The sequence below is a fragment of the Pseudomonas sp. FW300-N1A1 genome, from assembly GCF_058789115.1.
The window spans coordinates 61,830-81,114 of sequence record NZ_JBYTBK010000010.1 but is presented as its reverse complement, the minus strand read 5'-3'; the positions used below and the strand labels follow the sequence as shown (position 1 = coordinate 81,114).

The window sequence follows — 19,285 nt, the reverse complement described above, 5'->3', positions numbered from 1 at the left end:
TGCTGGCCCCTCTGTGGTCTTTCTCTACGGCACCGTGCTATCACGCTACTCGGCTACACACTTTTTTCAGCGCCCACCGGGCACCAATAGCGTGCAACCTTTCAAGGTTGCGCCCTTTCCTGAATCAGGATCCACGGTGAAACCACCACCGCCCAGAGCTCAGGATCACGCTCGACCAGATCCAGCGCCCGCGTCGCAGACACTTCCGCAACCTTCCCCGCGGCCAGCCAGGCAGCCACTTTCTCTCGTTGATCCTCTGCCATGGCTTCAGCCGCCACGATCAGATCCAGATCAGCGTCGACCCACAATAGGGCACCCTTGGCAAAGAACGGTTCCAGTTCCTTCCAGCGGATAGATGCGGTTTCACCAAGCAGCTTGGCATAGAGGGTGCTAGGTTCTTGACTCATGGGCTCTGTCCGGAAAAGAAATCGACGCGAATGATAACGTCGGTTCCCCGGCAGAAAAACCCGGATGCAAATGAGTAACTGATCGAAAACAGCCGGAACGCCAAGGAATGCGCTGAATCAACAGACTGTCCAGCGAAAACCCCGCCGCAATTCTGTCTTTTTCTTTCATAAAAGCGACACCCTCAGGTTTTGCCCCCTGGCGCCAGCTTCCCAGGCCGACAATTGGCGCTCTACACTGTACCGGTACAGTTGCCGGGGGCATTTCCGGAGGATATCCAAGATATCTGACCCGGTTCTGCTGCTACGGCGCCAGGACTATAAAAATTACAACAGCAAGAGTGGAGCACTATGAATAAGGCTACTAAGCAGATTTCCAAACTGTTTGCCGCTATGGTTCTGGCCGGGGTTGCCAGCCATTCGTTCGCAGCTGACACCATCAAGATCGGCATCGCCGGCCCTAAAACCGGCCCTGTAGCCCAATACGGCGACATGCAGTTCAGTGGCGCCAAAATGGCCATCGAGCAAATCAACGCCAAAGGCGGCGTGAACGGCAAGCAACTCGTCGCCGTAGAATACGATGATGCCTGTGATCCGAAACAAGCCGTGGCCGTTGCCAACAAAGTGGTCAACGACGGCATCAAGTTCGTGATCGGTCACCTGTGCTCCAGCTCCACTCAACCGGCTTCGGACATCTACGAAGACGAAGGCGTGATCATGATCACTCCGGCTGCCACCAGCCCGGACATCACCTCCCGTGGTTACAAAATGGTGTTCCGCACCATCGGCCTGGACAGCGCCCAGGGCCCTGCCGCTGGTAACTACATCGCCGATCACGTTAAACCGAAAATCGTTGCCGTCCTGCACGACAAACAGCAATACGGTGAAGGCATCGCCTCGGCCGTGAAGCAAACCCTCGAAGGCAAGGGCGTCAAGGTTGCCGTGTTCGAAGGTATCAACGCTGGCGACAAAGACTTCTCCTCGATGATCGCCAAGCTCAAGCAAGCCAACGTCGACTTCGTCTACTACGGCGGCTACCACCCGGAGCTGGGCCTGATCCTGCGTCAATCCCAGGAAAAAGGCCTGAAAGCCAAGTTCATGGGTCCGGAAGGCGTGGGTAACGATTCGATCTCGCAGATCGCCAAGGGCGCGTCCGAAGGCCTGCTGGTAACCCTGCCGAAATCCTTCGACCAGGATCCTGCCAACGTTGCCCTGGCTGACGCCTTCAAAGCCAAGAAAGAAGACCCGAGCGGCCCGTTCGTGTTCCCTTCCTACTCGGCGGTTAAAGTCATCGCCGACGGTATCACCGCGGCCAAGAGCGAAGATGCTTCCAAAGTGGCGGAAGCCATCCACGCAGGCACTTTCAAGACCCCGACTGGCGACCTTAGCTTCGACGCCAAGGGCGACCTGAAAGACTTCAAGTTCGTGGTTTACGAGTGGCACTTCGACAAACCTAAAACCGAAGCTTCGCCTCAGTAAGGCTTGCCTGACTGACTGCCAATAAAGCCCACGGCGTGCCGTGGGCTTTGTTTTACGAAGATTTGGGCCGCCCTTGCGTGATCCGCGGGTCTGCCCACCTGAAAATCTCAAAACCGTCATCAGCGGTTCGCTGGCAAAACTCACGCTCGAAGTGGATGAAGAACCACGGGGCCTGGGCAGGAAAATGACTCCACCAGTGAAATGCGTATCAGGTTTTTAGGAGCGTTGTAATGCCTGACATCTATCACTTTTTCCAACAGCTGGTTAACGGTCTGACCGTTGGCAGCACGTATGCCCTGATCGCCATCGGCTATACGATGGTTTACGGCATCATTGGAATGATCAACTTCGCCCACGGCGAGGTCTACATGATCGGCTCCTATGTGGCATTCATTGCCATTGCCGGACTGACCATGATGGGACTCGACAGCGTTCCGCTGTTGATGACCGCAGCTTTCATCGCAACCATCGTTGTCACCAGTGCCTACGGCTACAGTATCGAACGGATCGCCTACCGCCCCTTGCGCGGAAGCAACCGTCTGATTCCGTTGATTTCCGCCATCGGCATGTCGATTTTCCTGCAGAACACCGTTCTGCTAGCGCAAGACTCCAAGGACAAATCCATCCCCAACCTGATCCCCGGCAATTTCTCCATCGGGCCAGGTGGCGCACACGAAGTGCTGATCTCCTATATGCAAATCGTGGTGTTCGTGGTGACCCTGATCGCCATGCTCGGCCTGACGATGTTCATCTCCCGTTCTCGCCTGGGCCGCGCCTGCCGTGCCTGCGCCGAGGACATCAAGATGGCCAACCTGCTGGGTATCAATACCAACAACATCATCGCCCTGACCTTCGTCATCGGTGCGGCATTGGCGGCCATTGCCGCAGTGCTGCTGAGCATGCAATACGGCGTGATCAACCCGAACGCGGGCTTCCTGGTCGGACTCAAGGCCTTCACCGCCGCGGTACTGGGCGGCATCGGCAGTATTCCGGGCGCCATGCTTGGCGGTCTGGTACTGGGGGTGGCGGAAGCCTTTGGTGCCGATATCTTCGGCGATCAATACAAGGACGTCGTGGCGTTCGGACTATTGGTCCTGGTGTTGTTGTTCCGGCCAACCGGCCTGCTGGGCCGTCCGGAGGTTGAGAAAGTATGACTAGGAATCTTAAGCAGGCGCTCTTCAGCGCTCTGTTGGTCTGGGCTGTGGCGTATCCGGTACTCGGTCTGAAACTGACCATTGTCGGCATCAACCTCGAAGTCCATGGCACCAGCAACACCACCTTGATCACTATCGCCGTCTGCTCGGTGCTGATGTTCCTGCGGGTGCTGTTCGACCAGAAAATCAGCGCCGCGTGGAAAGCCTCGCCGAGCATGCCAGTCATGCCAGCCAAGGCCAGTAACTTCCTGACCCTGCCAACCACCCAGCGCTGGATCATCATTGCGTTGATCGTTGGCGCACTGGTGTGGCCGTTCTTCGGCTCCCGTGGCGCAGTGGATATCGCGACCCTGGTGTTGATCTATGTGATGCTCGGCCTGGGCCTGAACATCGTGGTCGGCCTGGCCGGTCTGCTGGACCTTGGTTACGTTGGCTTCTATGCCGTCGGTGCCTACAGTTATGCGCTGCTGTCGCACTACTACGGTCTGAGCTTCTGGATCTGCCTGCCGATCGCCGGGATGATGGCGGCCACCTTCGGCTTCCTGCTCGGTTTCCCGGTGTTGCGTTTGCGCGGTGACTACCTGGCGATCGTGACCCTGGGCTTCGGCGAGATCATCCGTCTGTTCCTGCGTAACCTGACGGACATCACCGGTGGCCCGAACGGCATCAGCAACATCGACAAGCCAACGTTCTTCGGCCTGACCTTCGAACGCAAAGCCGCTGAAGGCCTGCAAACCTTCCACGAGTACTTCGGCCTGCAATACAACTCGATCAACAAGGTGATCTTCCTTTACCTGATTGCGTTGTTGCTGTCGCTGTTTGCCCTGTTTGTCATCAACCGCTTGCTGCGCATGCCCCTTGGCCGTGCCTGGGAAGCACTGCGTGAAGACGAAATCGCCTGCCGTGCGCTGGGTCTGAACCCGACCATCATCAAGCTGTCGGCCTTCACCCTGGGTGCCTGCTTCGCCGGTTTTGCCGGCAGCTTCTTCGCCGCGCGCCAAGGGCTGGTGACACCGGAGTCCTTCACCTTCATCGAGTCGGCGACCATCCTCGCTATCGTGGTGCTGGGCGGCATGGGCTCGCAACTGGGCGTCGTGCTTGCCGCCACCGTGATGATCCTGTTGCCGGAAATGATGCGTGAGTTCAGTGAATACCGCATGCTGATGTTCGGTGCATTGATGGTGCTGATGATGATCTGGCGTCCTCAGGGTCTGCTGCCCATGCAACGTCCTCACATGGAGCTGCGCAAATGAGCCGCGAGATCCTGAAAGTCGAAAATCTGAGCATGCGCTTCGGCGGCCTGCTGGCGGTCAACGGCGTGGCCCTGACCGTGAAGGAAAAACAGGTGGTGGCACTGATCGGCCCCAACGGCGCCGGCAAGACCACGGTGTTCAACTGCCTGACCGGTTTCTACAAGCCGAGCGGCGGCAGCATCCTGCTGGACGGCGAGTCGATCGAAGGCCTGCCCGGCCACAAGATCGCCCTCAAGGGCGTGGTGCGTACCTTCCAGAACGTGCGGCTGTTCAAGGACATGACCGCGGTCGAGAACCTCTTGATCGCCCAGCACCGTCACCTGAACACCAACTTCCTGTCCGGCCTGTTCAAGACCCCGTCGTTCCGCAAGAGCGAGCGCGAGGCCATGGAGTTCGCCGAGTACTGGCTGGAGAAGGTCAACCTGAAAGAGTTTGCCAACCGTACCGCCGGGACATTGGCCTACGGTCAGCAACGTCGCCTGGAAATCGCTCGCTGCATGATGACCCGTCCGCGGATCCTCATGCTCGACGAACCGGCCGCCGGCCTGAACCCCAAGGAAACCGAAGACCTCAAGGCGCTGATCAGCATGCTGCGTGAAGAGCACAACGTCACCGTGCTGCTGATTGAACATGACATGAAACTGGTCATGAGCATTTCCGACCATATCGTCGTGATCAACCAGGGCACACCGTTGGCCAACGGTACGCCGGATGAGATCCGCGACAATCCTGAAGTGATCAAAGCCTACCTGGGGGAAGCGTAAATGCTGCAGTTCGAAAACGTTTCCACCTTCTATGGCAAGATCCAGGCCCTGCACAGCGTCAACGTGGAAATCCGCCAGGGCGAAATCGTCACGCTGATCGGTGCCAACGGTGCCGGCAAGTCGACCCTGCTGATGACCCTCTGCGGCTCGCCGCAAGCCCACAGCGGCAGCATCCGCTACATGGGCGAGGAACTCGTCGGCCAGAGCTCGGCGCAGATCATGCGCAAGAGCATCGCCGTGGTTCCTGAAGGTCGCCGGGTGTTTTCCCGCCTGACCGTCGAGGAGAACCTGGCCATGGGCGGGTTCTTCACCGACAAGGGCGATTATCAGGAGCAGATGGACAAGGTCCTGGGACTGTTTCCGCGCCTGAAGGAACGCTTCAGCCAGCGGGGCGGCACCATGTCCGGCGGTGAGCAGCAAATGCTCGCCATCGGCCGGGCGCTGATGAGCAAACCCAAGTTGCTGCTGCTCGACGAGCCGTCGCTGGGCCTGGCACCGATCATCATCCAGCAGATCTTCGACATCATCGAACAGCTGCGCAAGGATGGTGTGACGGTGTTCCTGGTCGAACAGAACGCCAACCAGGCCCTGAAGATCGCCGACCGCGCCTACGTTCTGGAGAACGGCCGCGTGGTGATGCAAGGTACCGGCGAAGCACTGCTGACCGATCCGAAGGTCCGCGAAGCGTATCTGGGCGGTTAAACACTGCTGTCATGACAAAAAAACGGCCTTCGGGCCGTTTTTTTTGGCCTGCGCTGTAACGAATCACAGTGAGCTTTCTCTACTGGGATAAGCAAGCACAGACGCTTCCTTGACCCACTCACTGCTGGAGAAACACCATGACTGCTACCACTCGTACCCTGTCCGCTGCCACCCTGGCCCTGGCCCTGGGTTCCGCGCTGAGCCTGGCCACCTTGCCGACAATCGCCCACGCGGCCGACGACATGGAGAAATGCTTTGGCGTTGCCATGAAAGGCAAGAACGATTGCGCCGCAGGTGCAGGCACCACCTGCGCCGGTACCTCGAAGGTCGATCACCAGGCCAACGCCTGGAAGCTGGTGCCAAAAGGCACCTGCGACAAGACCGCCAGCTCCACGTCGTCGACCGGCTTTGGTCAATTGGCCGCCTTCAAAGCCAAGTCGTAATCGCCGTCCCTGCCTGAGCACTGATGATGCCGACCTCACCTGCACCCTCCACCCGGCCCGTTGCCCAGGCAGGCGCAAACCAGCTCCCGCCCCGCGCCGGACTGGGACTCAAGAGCGAGCACTTCACCCAAGTGCTCGACTCAACACCGGACATCGGCTTCTTCGAGGTCCACGCTGAAAACTACATGGTCGCCGGCGGCCCCTTTCATCACTACCTGGGCCTGATCCGCGACCAATACCCTCTGTCGCTGCACGGCGTCGGCCTGTCGATCGGTGCCGAAGGCCCACTCGACACCCGGCATCTCGAGCGCCTTGCCGGGTTGATCGAGCGCTATCAACCCCATTCATTTTCCGAACACCTGGCCTGGTCCAGCCATGGCCCGGTGTTTCTCAATGACCTGCTGCCACTGGCCTACGACGAATCAACCCTCAACCGCGTCTGCGAGCATATCGATCAGGTGCAAACCCGGCTGAAACGTCCGATGCTGCTGGAGAATCCCGCCACCTACCTGCAATGGCGCCAATCGAACCTGAGCGAAACCGATTTCATCAACGCCGTTGTGCGCCGCACCGGTTGCGGCCTGTTGCTGGACGTAAACAACGTCTACGTGTCCTGCATCAATCACCAGCACGACCCGCTGGCCTATATCGACGCCCTGCCACTGCATGCGGTGGGAGAGATTCACTTGGCCGGGTTTGCCGAAGATACCGACAGCCTGGGTGACCGCCTGCTGATCGACGATCACGGCGCGCCCATCGATAACGCCGTGTGGACCCTGTATCAGCTGGTTCTGGAACGCATCGGTCCGGTGGGCACCCTGATCGAACGCGACCATCAGGTCCCGGCGTTGTCAGTCCTGTGCGGCGAAGCCCGTCAGGCGGATGGGTTGCTGCGTTGCGCCGGAGCCCGGCCATGAGCGATCAAGCCACCTTCGCCGCCGCGCTGCTGGATCCATCGCTGGCCTGCCCATCTGGATTGTTCAGTAGCAACGGCGCCGCCCCCGACAGTCGCTTCGCGGTTTATCGGAACAACGTCCAAAGTTCGCTGATCAACGCTCTGGCGGACAGCTATCCGGTGGTCTTGCAACTGGTCGGTGACGCGTTTTTCCGGGCCATGGCGCGCGCCTATGTTCAAGATGCCCCCCCGCGCCATGCCGTGATCAATGATTACGGCCATGACTTTGCCGACTTCATCCAGGGTTTTGCACCTGCGGCCAGCGTGCCGTACCTGGCCGATGTTGCCCGCCTGGAGCGGCTGCGGGTCAACGCCTATCACACAGCCGATGCCGGCTGCATCGACCCGATGCAGCTCGCCGCGGCCCTGAATGAGCCCGAAACCTTGGCGCAGCTGCGGATTCAGTTGCACCCGTCACTGTTCACCCTCTGCTCGCCTTATGCGCTGGTCAGCGTGTGGAGCGCCCATCAGGACGACCACCCGCCGCCCTCCCTGACCCCTTACCGAGAGCAGTGCGCCCTGATCCTGCGCAACGGCCTGCACGTCGAGGTGTTCGCCATCGATCAAGGGGCTGCCCGCTTTATCGAGCGCCTGCAAGCCGGTGACTGCCTGGAGCAGGCCGCAATCCACGCGCTGGATGTCGCACCGGCATTCGACCTGAGCCAATGCCTGGCGCTACTGATCAGCCGTAACGCCATTACCCATCTGCAACAACACGACAAGGTATCGCCATGAACACCCACCGCGAACACATCAACCCTGTTGCCCGCCTGGTCGAACGCGCCATCGGGTGGCTCAGTAGAATTCCACAGGGACTGATCGCCTTCATCGCGCGCTTCGCCATTGCCGCGGTGTTCTGGAAGTCGGGGCAAACCAAGGTCGAGGGGCTGGCGATCGACCTGATCGACGGCACCTTTGAACTCGGCGCGCCGCACCTCGCCGACTCGACTATTCCATTGTTCCAGAGCGAGTACCACGTCCCCCTGCTATCGCCGGAAATCGCCGCGCACCTGGCGGCCTTTGCCGAGCACCTGTTTCCAGTCCTGATCCTGGTGGGCTTCGCCACGCGTTTTTCCGCACTGGCGTTGCTGGGGATGACCCTGACCATTCAACTGTTCGTTTACCCCGATGCCTACCCGACCCACGGCACCTGGGCGGCGATTCTGCTGTACCTGATGGCCACTGGCCCGGGCAAGCTGTCGATCGACCACCTGATCGCCAGGCATTATCGCTGAAGGCTATCCAACGCTTCGCCGCTGCGCTTGAACCAGCCAATCAGGTAGTCGGCCAACACCTGCGTGCGCCTGGGCAGGCCCCCCTGATACGGGTGCACCAGGTACATCGGCATACTGCGGGTCTGGTAGTCGCGCAGCAGCCAGCACAAGCGACCATCCGCCAGCTCCGCCTGCAGCAGGTAGGAAGGCAGCCGCGCGATACCGGCATGGGCCAGCGCGGCTTTCTTCAGCAGGTTGTAGTGATTGCTGGCAAAGGGTCCGCCCACTCGTACTCGCAACAACTCATGTTGTTGGTGGTACAGCCACTCTTCCCGGCCGCTGTAATGACTGTTGAGCAGGCACCGATGCTCGGCCAGGTCTGCGGGCGTCCGAGGCTCGCCGAACTGCTCCAGATAGACTGGGCTGGCACAGGTCACCTCGTGCCAGGCCAACAGCGGCCTGGCCACCAGGCGTTCGTCGTTGGCCACCTCTGAGCGGATCGCCAAGTCGAAACCATCGCGGGACAGGTCGCGGTAGCTGTTGTTGAGTTCAAGCTCGATCTGGACCTGGGGATACTCCCGGGAGAGCTCCAGCAACAGGCCATCGAAAAACGTCTCGCCCAAGGATACCGGCACGGTGATGCGTACCGGACCGGCCATGTCGTCCTTCAGCCGCGCCAAGGCCTGGCGCGCCCGCTCGACCTGGACCACCAGGGCCTGCGCCTGGGGCAACAATGCCGCTCCCGCTGCCGTCAGGCTCAGGCGGCGCGTAGTGCGTTGCAACAACACCACGTTGAATCGCGCTTCCAGCAGACTGATGCGCTTGGACAACTGCCCCTTGCTGCACCCTAGTTGCTGCGCCGCCAAGGTGAAGCTGCCAGCGTCGATCAACACCGCGAAGGCTGCCAGATCATCCATTTCACTCATGGATTGTTTCCTTTTGAAAACCAAAGGTTGCCTATTAGTGCGCTTATCAACAGAAAAAACCACTCTAGACTAAAACCTCGTTTACTTACCCGAGGAAACAGCACGATGAAAATTCTCTTGATTGGCGCCAGCGGCACCGTGGGTTCGGCAGTCGACAAAGAACTGTCACAGCGCCACGAAATCATCCGCATCGGTCGCAACGGCGGCGACTTCCAGGTCGATATCAGTGACAGCGCGTCGATCCGCACCCTGTTTGAAAAAACCGGGAAGTTCGACGCGCTGGTCTGCGCGGCCGGCAGCGTTACCTTTGCCCCGCTGGACGAAATGAACGAGCAAAGCTTTGCCCTGGGCCTGCAAAACAAACTCATGGGCCAGGTCAACCTGCTGTTGATCGGCCGCGAATACGCCAACGATGGCGCGTCGTTCACCTTCACCAGCGGCATCCTCAGCCATGACCCGATCCGCAGCGGCGCATCGGCTGCCTTGGTCAACGGGGCACTGGACAGTTTCGTACGCGCCGCCGCCATCGAGTTGCCCCGTGGCCTGCGCGTCAACTCGGTCAGCCCTACCGTGCTGGTTGAAGCCATGGGTAGCTACGCCCCGTATTTCCGGGGTTACAAGCCGGTATCGGGGGCCGATGTCGGGCTGGCCTACGCCAAGAGCGTGGAGGGTCTGCAAACCGGCCAAGTGTTTCACGTCGGTTAATCGGCCCTTGTGATGAACGGTCAGCCTGCGTAACGTGACGGCACTTGCCTGGAGAGCCATCGATGCGTGCTGCCCGTTCCCTGATGTTTGTCGCCCTGCTGCCCTTGTTCGGCGGTTGCCAGTTGCTCCAGAGTTCGCCGCAGGCGCCCTCCACGGCCGGCCTGACCCGCATGCAGGGCGAACTCAGCATGGCCAACGGCAAGCTGGTGTTTGCGCCGTGCCAGGAAAACCGCCAGTACCTCGTCAATGACGCGGGCGCCACCAGCGTCCTGCAGGAAGCGGCAACGCTGGCCGGCACCCAGCACAAAGTGTTCGCCGACCTGCGCGGCCGGGTGCCCTCGGCCACCGTCTCCGGCAACCAGGCACAACTCGATGTCCAGCAACTGTATCGCCTGCAGCGCCTGGGTGCGTCCTGTGACAACCCCGACTTCCAGCGCCTGATCCTGCGGGCCAGCGGCAATACCCCCGACTGGAGCGTCAACGTGACGGGCAAGGGCATGGTCATCCAACGCGCGGGGCAGCCGGCACTGGCCTTGCCCTACTTGGAAGAACAAGTCGGTGACGGCCGCTTCAACCTCAGCAGCGAAGCCAACAATCAGCACGTCGAACTCTGGATCGCCCCACAGCGCTGCGTTGACCCGACCCTGCCCAGCGTCCAGTCCATGAGCGCCGAACTGCGGGTCAATGGCCAGGTTCAACGCGGTTGTGCGTATTTCGGTGGTGCCCGCAGCGACTGATTCGACGAGCTGCTGTTTTAGCCTCACTGGAACCGGCCATTGGGGCTTATAATCGACGGTTTGTGAAACGCCTTGGCGCATTGGTGCGCCCGCGAACCGGATCCTGTCATGTTACGAATCACCGAACTCAAGTTGCCGATCGACCATCCCGAAGAAGACCTGCGCCCTGCCATCGTGCAGCGCCTGGGCATCGCCAGTGATGACCTGCTCGATTTCACCTTGTTCAAGCGCAGCTACGATGCGCGGAAAAAGTCCTCCGAACTGTGCTTCATCTACACCATCGACCTCAACGTGCGCGACGAGGCGAAGGTGCTGCTCAAGTTCGCCGACGACCGTAACGTCAACACCGCGCCGGATGTCAGCTACAAGGTGGTCGGTCAGGCCCCTGAGGACCTGAACGAGCGGCCGGTGGTGGTCGGTTTCGGCCCGTGCGGGATTTTTGCCGGGCTGGTGCTGGCACAGATGGGCTTCAAGCCGATCATTCTCGAGCGTGGTACTGAAGTGCGCCAGCGCACCAAGGATACCTGGGGCCTGTGGCGCAAAAGCGTGCTCAACCCTGAATCCAACGTGCAGTTCGGTGAAGGCGGCGCGGGGACGTTCTCCGACGGCAAGCTGTACAGCCAGATCAAGGACCCCAAGCACCACGGCCGTAAAGTCCTGCACGAATTCGTCAAGGCCGGCGCGCCGGAAGAAATCCTCTACGTCAGCAAGCCGCACATTGGTACGTTCCGCCTGACCGGTGTGGTCGAAAACATGCGCGAGCAGATTCGTGCACTGGGTGGCGAAGTACGCTTCCAGCAGAAGGTCACCGACGTCCTGATCGAAGACGGCCAACTGACCGGCATCGAGCTGGCCGGTGGCGAACAGATCCGCTCCCGGCACGTGGTCCTGGCCCTCGGCCACAGCGCCCGCGACACGTTCCGCATGCTCCACGGCCGTGGCGTGTTCATGGAAGCCAAACCGTTTTCGGTGGGTTTCCGTATCGAGCACCCGCAATCGCTGATCGACAGCGCGCGCTTGGGTAAATACGCCGGTCACCCTAAGCTCGGTGCCGCCGACTACAAACTGGTGCACCACGCCAGGAACGGTCGCTCTGTCTACAGTTTCTGCATGTGCCCGGGTGGTACGGTGGTGGCGGCAACGTCGGAACCGAACCGTGTGGTCACCAACGGCATGAGCCAGTACTCGCGTAACGAACGCAATGCGAACTCCGGGATCGTGGTGGGCATCACCCCGGAAGTCGATTATCCGGGCGGCCCGCTGGCCGGGATCGAATTGCAGGAACGCCTGGAGTCCCACGCGTTTGTGCTCGGCGGCAGCAACTATGAAGCACCGGCCCAACTGGTCGGTGATTTCATTGCGGGCAAACCGTCGACGGCACTGGGCAGTGTCGAGCCGTCCTACAAGCCCGGCGTGGCGCTGGGTGACCTGGCACTGGCGTTGCCAGCCTTTGCCATCGAAGCCATTCGTGAAGCCTTGCCGGCGTTCGAGAAGCAGATTCGCGGCTACTCGCTGCACGACGCCGTGCTGACCGGGATCGAAACCCGCACCTCGTCACCGCTGCGCATCACCCGCAACGAAACGATGCAGAGCCTGAACGTCAAAGGCCTGTTTCCGGCCGGTGAAGGCGCTGGTTATGCCGGTGGGATTCTGTCCGCGGGCGTGGACGGGATTCGCATCGCCGAAGCGGTGGCGCGGGATATTCTCGGCCTCGAAGCCTGACACGCAGTCACTGAGACAAAGCAGAACCAGTGGGAGCGGGCTTGCCCGCGAAAGCGGTGGATCAATCAACACAGGTGTTGAATGTTCATCCGTCATCGCGGGCAAGCCCGCTCCCACATTTGATCTTGGGTGAGTCAGATATTGGCGCGTAACACGCTGGCCGGTAACGGCTCGCCACGTTCGACACTGGCCGCAACGGCCGCGATCAAACCGCTCAACTCGTACCCCTGCGCCTTCAACCAGTCCTGATCGTAGTAGGTGGTGGCATAGCGTTCACCGCTGTCACACAGAATCGCCACGATCGAACCACTCTCCCCGGCCTCCGTCATCTGCTGCGCCGCCATCAGGGCACCAATCAGGTTGGTCCCGCTGGAGCCGCCCACATGCCGCCCCAGGCGCTGCGCCAGGTAATGCATGGCCGCCAGCGACAAGGCATCCGGCACCTTGACCATCGCATCGATCACTTTCGGCATGAACGAAGCTTCCACCCGTGGCCGGCCAATACCCTCGATGCGCGAACCGCAATCCAGACGCAAGCTCGCATCGCCGCTCTGGTAGTAATCGAAGAATACTGAACGCTCGGCATCGGCACACAACACGCGGGTGCTGTGCTGGCGATAACGCACATAACGCCCCAGGGTTGCCGTGGTGCCGCCCGTACCGGGACTGGAAATCAGCCAGCTCGGCTCGGGATAACGCTCGAAGCGCATCTGCTGAAAGATCGATTCGGCAATGTTGTTGTTGGCTCGCCAGTCAGTGGCGCGCTCGGCATAGGTGAACTGGTCTATGAAATGCCCGTCATGCTCGCGCGCCAGACGCTCGGACTCGGCGTAGATTTGTGTCGGGTCCTGCACCAGATGGCTTTTTCCGCCATAGAACTCGATCTGCGCAATCTTTTCCGGGGAGGTCGTTGCCGGCATCACCGCAATGAACGGCAGGCCCAGCAATCGTGCGAAGTAAGCCTCGGAAATCGCCGTCGAACCGCTGGACGCTTCAATCACTGGCGCGCCCGGCTTGAGCCAGCCATTACACAGCGCATAGAGAAACAACGAACGCGCCAGCCGATGTTTGAGGCTACCCGTGGGGTGGCTGGACTCATCCTTGAAGTACAACTCGATACCCGGCAGGCCTGGCAGCGGCAAGGGGATCAAATGCGTGTCGGCGCTGCGCTGGAAGTCGGCTTCGATGATCCGGATGGCTTCGCGGGCCCACTGTCGGTTGTCGTTCATGGTCTTTTTCTCGTTGAATCGGTTGGCCGTAGGGAAACCTGGCGGTGACAACAGGCACGGTCTGGCCTCGTCAAAGGGCTCAGCCCACAAGCTTAGGAAAAAACCTGCATAACGCACAGGTACAGCTGGGGTTCAATACACCAGGCAACTGCTAGGCTCTGTCGGCGCACTGTTGTAACGGCATATAACAAAAAAGAATATAACTTTTGTTTTAACAACTAACCGTACGGGTTAGGGTGTTCCACCTTTTGAATCGATAGATGGAGAGCGACCTTGCCTCTGCGTAGCACTTTCACGCGTTTCTTTCAGTTGGAAGCTGCCAGCGGTCTGTTATTGATTGCCGCTGCAGTTCTTGCCTTGATCATCAACAACTCACCCCTGTCCTGGCTCTACAACGGCCTGCTGGAGACCCCCGTGGTCGCCCAGATCGGCGCCTTGAAAATCGCCAAGCCCCTGTTGTTATGGATCAACGACGGCCTGATGGCGCTGTTCTTCCTGCTGATTGGCCTTGAGGTCAAGCGCGAAGTCCTTGAAGGGCATTTGTCCAAGCCCTCGCAGATCGTATTGCCGGGAGCCGCCGCCATTGGTGGCATGCTCGTCCCCGCACTGATCTACTGGTTCCTCAACAAGGACAATCCTCCTGCCCTCAATGGCTGGGCGATTCCAACCGCCACCGATATCGCCTTCGCCCTGGGCGTGCTCGCCCTGCTGGGCAAACGTGTACCGGTGTCGCTGAAGCTGTTCCTGATGACCCTGGCCATCATCGATGACCTGGGTGCAATCATCATCATTGCGATCTTCTACTCAGGCGCCCTCTCGACGCTGTCGTTGATGCTGGCCGCCGCCTGTATTGCCGCACTGGTGGCGATGAACCGCCTGGGGGTGGTCAAGCTGGGGCCGTACATGATCATCGGCCTGATCCTGTGGGTCTGCGTGCTCAAGAGTGGAGTCCACGCCACACTGGCCGGCGTGACCCTGGCATTCTGCATACCGTTGCGCACCAAGAATGCCGAGCCGTCACCGCTGTTGGGCCTGGAGCACGCGCTGCACCCGTGGGTCGCCTATGGCATCCTGCCGCTGTTCGCATTCGCCAACGCCGGCCTGCCGCTGGCGGGTGTCACGGTTGAAAGCTTCACCCACCATGTGCCAATGGGTATCGCCATTGGCTTGCTGCTGGGGAAAACCGTCGGCGTACTCGGTCTGTCCTGGCTGGCCGTGAAAACCGGCATCGCCGCCCTGCCAGCCGGCGCCAATTGGGGCCAGGTACTGGGCGTCGCGATTCTCTGCGGTATCGGCTTCACCATGAGCCTGTTCGTCGGCTCGCTGGCTTTCGTGCCGGGTAGCAGCGAATACGCTGGCATGGACCGCATGGGCATCCTGACCGGCTCGATCCTCGCCGCACTGATCGGTTACACGGTAACGGCCATGGCCAGTCGCAAGAGCCCAGCGATTTCCTCGTAAGCCGCTAGCGTTGCAAACAACTGAAAACACAAAACCCCGACCAGTCACCTGATCGGGGTTTTGTTTTGAGCGCCAGGAACTCAGTGCGATACGCGGCTGGTGCCATCGACACTGGCAATACGTACGCGTTCGCCGACACGGAACACTTCGTTCTCCTGAACCTGCTGCACATAGGCACGCATGCTGCCGTCGTCTTCACGCACGGTGATTTCCACGCCCTGGGTACGAGTCAGGCCTTCTTCGGTAGCCGAGCCGATCAAGCCGCCAGCGACCGCGCCGATGATTCCGGCCACAATGCTGCCATTGCCCTGACCAATGGAACTGGCGCCGACGCCACCGACGGCCGCACCGGCAATGCTGCCGATTGGGGTCTTGGTGCCTTCGATTTTCACCGGACGCAGGGCTTCGATGGTCCCCATGCGGATTGTCTGCACCCGACGCGCCTCGTCACGGGAATAGGAATCACCCGTCAAGCTGGACTGGCAGCCCGTGAGCAACATCGCCATCGTGGAAAAGGAAGCAACCAACAGAACAGACTTACGCATAGCATCAACTCCAAAGGATCAGTATTCATTAAACTCCGCAGCTTGACGCCTGTCACGACGCCGCCCGGATAAAAGTGGTTTCATTCAGGCCCCGTACAGCCGCACCCGAGAACGCCTCATACAGTAGCGGTCATTTTCAGAACCTGCGCCGCAATACCCAAGGACTTTCATGGACTACTTCATCATTGTCGTCACCACCGTTGCCGGCCTGTACTTCCACGGGTGGCTGTATGTGCGGATCAAACGCTGGATGGACCGCGACCTGGCACTGGCGCTGGCGGGCAACGACGAACAGAAAAAAGTCTTCATGCTGCAGCAATTGGACAACGCCCGGCAGCAGAAGATCAAACGCAGGGACCTGCCGAAGTGGCTGGAGGCGGCCGCAGCCACCTACCCAGCCCGGTAGAGGATTCAGGGGGCCAGACGCTCACGGCCCCAGCCACCGTCTTGCAGTCGATAGTCCAGACGGTCGTGCAGGCGGCTCGCACGGCCTTGCCAGAACTCGATGCGCTCAGGCAGCAAACGATAGCCGCCCCAGTGTTCCGGACAATGCGGTTGAGTATCAGTGAAGCGCTGCTCGGTAACCTTGAGCAGTTCTTCCAGCTCGGCGCGATCAGCGATCACCTGGCTCTGGGGGGATGCCCAGGCACCCAGGCGGCTGCCCATTGGCCGCACCTGGTAATAGGCATCGGACTCCTGGGGCGTCACCTTCACCACGCACCCTTCAATCCGTACCTGGCGCTCCAGGGTCGGCCAGAAGAAGGTCATGGCGGCAAACGGGTTGACCGCCAGTTGTTGACCCTTGGCACTGTCGTAGTTGGTGAAAAAGGTAAAACCCTGATCATCAAGCCCCTTGAGCAGCAGGATCCGGCAATGCGGGCGACCTTGCGCATCAACAGTGGCCAGGGTCATGGCGTTGGCCTCGACCGGAGGTTGCTCGGTCTTCACCGCCTCGGCAAACCACTGATGAAACAACGCGAACGGTTCAGTCGGGGCCTGAGCCTCGGTCAAACCATCGCGGGTGTAGTCGCGGCGCATATCCGCCAGAGCCCGGGTCATCGCATTGTCCTTGTGCTTGATCAATCAGTTCCTGGCCTGATTACTGGCCGCTGGCTTTCTTTGCCGTTGCATCAGTCGTCGACGTCACCGGCTTTTTCGCCGCAGTGGTGGTCTTGGCCGGTTGCTTCTTGGCAGGTGCGGCTTTTTTGGCTGGAGCCTTTTTAGTCGTAGCGGTTTTCTTCACGGGCGCGGCTTTCTTGTCGGCTACCGCTGCTGTCGCAGCCTTCGCGCTCTGTGTCGTAACCATTTCAGCGGCTGGCGGAGTTGGCTGGCTGTACTTGCTCAGCAACGCCAACATGGTGGTGCGTTGGGTCAGCACGATTTCCACGCGACGGTTCAAGGCACGACCCTGAGCACTGTCATTGGCGGCACGCGGCATCAGGTCGCCCATGCCACGCAGCATCAGGCGGTCACGCTTCAAGCCGCCGAGGCTGAAAATCGAGGCCACGGAGGTCGCACGATCCTTGCTCAACGCTTGTGCCGACGAGGCTGCGCTTGAGGCGTCGCCATGGCCGAGGACCAGGACGGAGGTCTTGGTATCGCCTTCCACCAGCTTGGCGATCCGGGAGAACGGACCCAGCGTCGATGGCAGCAGCATGGTCGGCCGTTTCGGGTTGAAGGTTTCGTCTATCGGCACGATCACCACCAGCACGTTTTCGCGACGCTCTACCTGCAAACGCTTGTCCTGAATGGCACTGCGCAGGCGTGGCTCGTAGTCGTCCAGCCAGGCCTGGGTGATTTTCGGATCAGGCATCGGTACGTCCTTGATGTCTGCCTTGGTCACGGCTTTTGGCTGGTCACTGAACGGCCACCACCATTTGCTCTCGGAATCGGCCTTGGCCGCCGCTGCGGCTGACGTGGAGGGAGCGACTGGCGCCAGTACCCTGATTTCCGAGGCGGGTGCCTTGTCGGCGGACGCCGAGGAGGCGAACGGCCACCAACTGCTGCCAGTGTCCTGGGTCTTGGCGACCGGCGTCGGGGTTGGCGCAGGAGCCGCCGCGGGGGCTGCAGCGCTTACACCAGGCTTGGCCTTGCTGGCAGTACTGGCTGCAGTGCTGGCAGGAGCCGGCGCACTGGCTGCCTTGGGATCCGCTTTGACGTCCTGCTTGGCAGTGCCTTTGTCCGCGACCTTGTCGGGACCGGAACCCAATGACCACCAGTGGCCACCGTCTGCGTCATTTTGTGGGGTCTGTGCGCAACCAGTGATGCTGAGACACAGTGCCAAGGCTAGAGATTTGTTCGGTGACATGGGATATCCACAAAATGAGATAAATAGCTGTGGGTCGCTATGACCCGTATACAACAGACGCTTTGTAACACGGAAAGTTACCAAGCATTTTTTATCGAAAAAGCGCCTTCAGCAACTCTATTTACAGGCATTCAGACAAAACCCGCACCAGCTTCTGCGCACGCGGGTCCATCAAGACGTAAGGCCCCAGGGTATTGGTGACAAAACCGAAGGCCACATCGTGTTCCGGGTCGGCAAATCCGACGGAACCACCCGCCCCGGGATGGCCAAACGCCCGAGGTCCGAGGCCGAAGGTGGCGTTAGGAACGTCCGGTTGATCGAGCATGCAACCCAGGCCAAAACGGGTCCGGGTCAGTAACGTCTTGTCTTCACCCAGGCTGTGCTCGCGGGTCAGTTCCTGGAGCATGTCGCTTTCGAGCAGACTGCCATCGAGCAGACCACTGTAGAACCCGGCCAGGCTACGCGCATTGCCGTGGCCATTGGCCGCCGGCTGCTGCATCCGGCGCCATTCCGGCTTGTTGGTGCTGGTCATGATCGACGGTGGATTGGTGAAGGCTCGCGTGGTCATGGCCGTTGGCTCACGCATGGTCACCTGCAGCAGACGCTGTGCGGCAGCATCACCCACATTGCCTTTTCCGCGAGCGATGTGCGCCACACGATAAAACTCTTCGTCGGCCAGGCCGACATGGAAATCCAGCGCCAATGGACGGGCAATACGCGCCACGATCGATTCGCCCGGACCCCGGCCGTCGGCACGGCGCAGCAACTCCCCCACCAGCCAGCCATAGGTGATCGCGGCATAACCATGCCCCTCACCCGGTGTCCACCAAGGCGCCTCGGCAGCCAGCGCATCGACCATGGTTTGCCAGTCGTATAGCGCTTCGGGGGGCAGCAACTCACGCAGTGCCGGCAAGCCGGCCCGATGGCAGAGCAACTGGCGCAAGGTAACGGCCTCCTTGCCCGCCGCGGCGAACTCGGGCCAGTACCGGGCAACCGGCGCATCGAGCTGCAACTTGCCTTCGGCAACCAGTTGCAGGGCCGTCACGGCGGTAAAGGTCTTGGTGCAGGAGAACAGGTTGGCGATGGTATCGCTGTGCCAGGCTTCACTACCGTCCTTGTCCGCCGTACCGGCCCACAGGTCGACGACTGTTTCGCCGCCGATCTGAATGCACAATGCTGCGCCGCGTTCCTGAGGATCGTCGAAGAGGGCCGCAAACGCTTCACGTACCGCTTCGAACTTTAGCTCGTAATGACCCTGAATCTGCACCCGCCACTCCCCGGAAA

General features: G+C 60.4%; 21 protein-coding genes. 14 read left to right on the top strand and 7 right to left on the bottom strand.

Annotated elements, in window-relative coordinates; genetic code table 11:
* Nucleotides 1-101 precede the first annotated feature (101 nt).
* Nucleotides 102-407 carry a DUF2288 domain-containing protein gene (locus tag AC3WQN_RS09795; RefSeq protein ID WP_095146808.1) on the bottom strand — a complete coding sequence of 102 codons (306 nt, stop codon included), beginning with the start codon at nucleotides 405-407 and terminating at the stop codon, nucleotides 102-104.
* Nucleotides 408-755: 348 nt separating this feature from the next.
* Between AC3WQN_RS09795 and AC3WQN_RS09790 the strand changes: the two genes are divergently transcribed.
* The 9 genes from AC3WQN_RS09790 (at nucleotide 756) to AC3WQN_RS09750 (ending at nucleotide 8,389) form a co-directional block, all read left to right on the top strand.
* Entirely contained in the window at nucleotides 756-1,883 is a 1,128-nt protein-coding gene (locus AC3WQN_RS09790) for a branched-chain amino acid ABC transporter substrate-binding protein (RefSeq protein ID WP_095146807.1), read from the top strand.
* 230 nt (nucleotides 1,884-2,113) lie between these two features.
* Entirely contained in the window at nucleotides 2,114-3,037 is a 924-nt protein-coding gene (gene livH / locus AC3WQN_RS09785; RefSeq protein ID WP_095077387.1) for a high-affinity branched-chain amino acid ABC transporter permease LivH, read from the top strand.
* Complete coding sequence (locus AC3WQN_RS09780; RefSeq protein WP_103400267.1) at nucleotides 3,034-4,290, top strand: high-affinity branched-chain amino acid ABC transporter permease LivM; 1,257 nt, start codon at nucleotides 3,034-3,036, stop codon at nucleotides 4,288-4,290. Before livH ends, AC3WQN_RS09780 begins: the two co-directional genes overlap by 4 nt.
* Nucleotides 4,287-5,054, top strand: a complete 768-nt coding sequence (gene livG, locus AC3WQN_RS09775; RefSeq protein ID WP_095146805.1) for a high-affinity branched-chain amino acid ABC transporter ATP-binding protein LivG — start codon at nucleotides 4,287-4,289, stop codon at nucleotides 5,052-5,054. Before AC3WQN_RS09780 ends, livG begins: the two co-directional genes overlap by 4 nt.
* Nucleotides 5,055-5,756 (top strand): ABC transporter ATP-binding protein, encoded by a 702-nt coding sequence (locus AC3WQN_RS09770; RefSeq protein WP_095146804.1) that lies wholly within the window; start codon nucleotides 5,055-5,057, stop codon nucleotides 5,754-5,756. It abuts the gene before it with no gap.
* A gap of 137 nt (nucleotides 5,757-5,893) precedes the next feature.
* Nucleotides 5,894-6,199, top strand: a complete 306-nt coding sequence (locus tag AC3WQN_RS09765) for a BufA1 family periplasmic bufferin-type metallophore (RefSeq protein WP_095149045.1) — start codon at nucleotides 5,894-5,896, stop codon at nucleotides 6,197-6,199.
* 23 nt (nucleotides 6,200-6,222) lie between these two features.
* Nucleotides 6,223-7,116, top strand: coding sequence for an MNIO family bufferin maturase (gene bufB / locus AC3WQN_RS09760; RefSeq protein ID WP_103400268.1), 894 nt, complete (start codon nucleotides 6,223-6,225; stop codon nucleotides 7,114-7,116).
* Nucleotides 7,113-7,889 carry an HvfC/BufC N-terminal domain-containing protein gene (locus tag AC3WQN_RS09755; protein ID WP_103400269.1) on the top strand — a complete coding sequence of 259 codons (777 nt, stop codon included), beginning with the start codon at nucleotides 7,113-7,115 and terminating at the stop codon, nucleotides 7,887-7,889. The genes bufB and AC3WQN_RS09755 overlap by 4 nt, the downstream gene beginning before the upstream one ends.
* Nucleotides 7,886-8,389 (top strand): DoxX family protein, encoded by a 504-nt coding sequence (locus tag AC3WQN_RS09750; protein WP_103400270.1) that lies wholly within the window; start codon nucleotides 7,886-7,888, stop codon nucleotides 8,387-8,389. The genes AC3WQN_RS09755 and AC3WQN_RS09750 overlap by 4 nt, the downstream gene beginning before the upstream one ends.
* Here the strand turns inward: AC3WQN_RS09750 and AC3WQN_RS09745 are convergent.
* Complete coding sequence (locus AC3WQN_RS09745; RefSeq protein ID WP_103400271.1) at nucleotides 8,380-9,294, bottom strand: LysR family transcriptional regulator; 915 nt, start codon at nucleotides 9,292-9,294, stop codon at nucleotides 8,380-8,382. The genes AC3WQN_RS09750 and AC3WQN_RS09745 overlap by 10 nt on opposite strands.
* A gap of 105 nt (nucleotides 9,295-9,399) precedes the next feature.
* Between AC3WQN_RS09745 and AC3WQN_RS09740 the strand changes: the two genes are divergently transcribed.
* From AC3WQN_RS09740 to AC3WQN_RS09730, 3 genes are all read left to right on the top strand, one after another.
* The gene (locus AC3WQN_RS09740) at nucleotides 9,400-9,999 is read left to right on the top strand and encodes a short chain dehydrogenase (protein ID WP_103400272.1); all 600 of its coding nucleotides are present in this window, start codon (nucleotides 9,400-9,402) and stop codon (nucleotides 9,997-9,999) included.
* A gap of 62 nt (nucleotides 10,000-10,061) precedes the next feature.
* Nucleotides 10,062-10,736: a COG3650 family protein gene (locus tag AC3WQN_RS09735; RefSeq protein ID WP_103400273.1), complete on the top strand. Its 675-nt coding sequence runs from the start codon at nucleotides 10,062-10,064 to the stop codon at nucleotides 10,734-10,736.
* Nucleotides 10,737-10,844: 108 nt separating this feature from the next.
* A complete protein-coding gene (locus AC3WQN_RS09730; protein WP_103400274.1) occupies nucleotides 10,845-12,458 on the top strand; it encodes an NAD(P)/FAD-dependent oxidoreductase in 1,614 nt (537 codons plus the stop codon).
* Between the two features lie 134 nt (nucleotides 12,459-12,592).
* Here AC3WQN_RS09730 and AC3WQN_RS09725 read toward each other — a convergent pair whose 3' ends face one another.
* Nucleotides 12,593-13,687, bottom strand: coding sequence for a PLP-dependent cysteine synthase family protein (locus tag AC3WQN_RS09725; protein WP_103400275.1), 1,095 nt, complete (start codon nucleotides 13,685-13,687; stop codon nucleotides 12,593-12,595).
* Between the two features lie 273 nt (nucleotides 13,688-13,960).
* Here AC3WQN_RS09725 and nhaA point away from each other — a divergent pair, with 273 nt between their 5' ends.
* Nucleotides 13,961-15,148 carry a Na+/H+ antiporter NhaA gene (nhaA, locus tag AC3WQN_RS09720; protein WP_103400276.1) on the top strand — a complete coding sequence of 396 codons (1,188 nt, stop codon included), beginning with the start codon at nucleotides 13,961-13,963 and terminating at the stop codon, nucleotides 15,146-15,148.
* Nucleotides 15,149-15,228: 80 nt separating this feature from the next.
* Here nhaA and AC3WQN_RS09715 read toward each other — a convergent pair whose 3' ends face one another.
* The gene (locus tag AC3WQN_RS09715; RefSeq protein ID WP_103400277.1) at nucleotides 15,229-15,693 is read right to left on the bottom strand and encodes an outer membrane lipoprotein; all 465 of its coding nucleotides are present in this window, start codon (nucleotides 15,691-15,693) and stop codon (nucleotides 15,229-15,231) included.
* A 169-nt stretch (nucleotides 15,694-15,862) separates the two neighbouring features.
* Between AC3WQN_RS09715 and AC3WQN_RS09710 the strand changes: the two genes are divergently transcribed.
* The gene (locus AC3WQN_RS09710) at nucleotides 15,863-16,099 is read left to right on the top strand and encodes a hypothetical protein (RefSeq protein WP_095077402.1); all 237 of its coding nucleotides are present in this window, start codon (nucleotides 15,863-15,865) and stop codon (nucleotides 16,097-16,099) included.
* A gap of 5 nt (nucleotides 16,100-16,104) precedes the next feature.
* Here AC3WQN_RS09710 and pdxH read toward each other — a convergent pair whose 3' ends face one another.
* The 3 genes from pdxH to AC3WQN_RS09695 all read right to left on the bottom strand — a co-directional run bounded on the left by pdxH (nucleotide 16,105) and on the right by AC3WQN_RS09695 (nucleotide 19,268).
* A complete protein-coding gene (gene pdxH / locus AC3WQN_RS09705; RefSeq protein WP_103400284.1) occupies nucleotides 16,105-16,752 on the bottom strand; it encodes a pyridoxamine 5'-phosphate oxidase in 648 nt (215 codons plus the stop codon).
* 40 nt (nucleotides 16,753-16,792) lie between these two features.
* Nucleotides 16,793-18,001: an OmpA family protein gene (locus tag AC3WQN_RS09700; RefSeq protein WP_103400278.1), complete on the bottom strand. Its 1,209-nt coding sequence runs from the start codon at nucleotides 17,999-18,001 to the stop codon at nucleotides 16,793-16,795.
* A gap of 121 nt (nucleotides 18,002-18,122) precedes the next feature.
* Entirely contained in the window at nucleotides 18,123-19,268 is a 1,146-nt protein-coding gene (locus tag AC3WQN_RS09695) for a serine hydrolase domain-containing protein (RefSeq protein ID WP_103400279.1), read from the bottom strand.
* Nucleotides 19,269-19,285 lie beyond the last annotated feature (17 nt).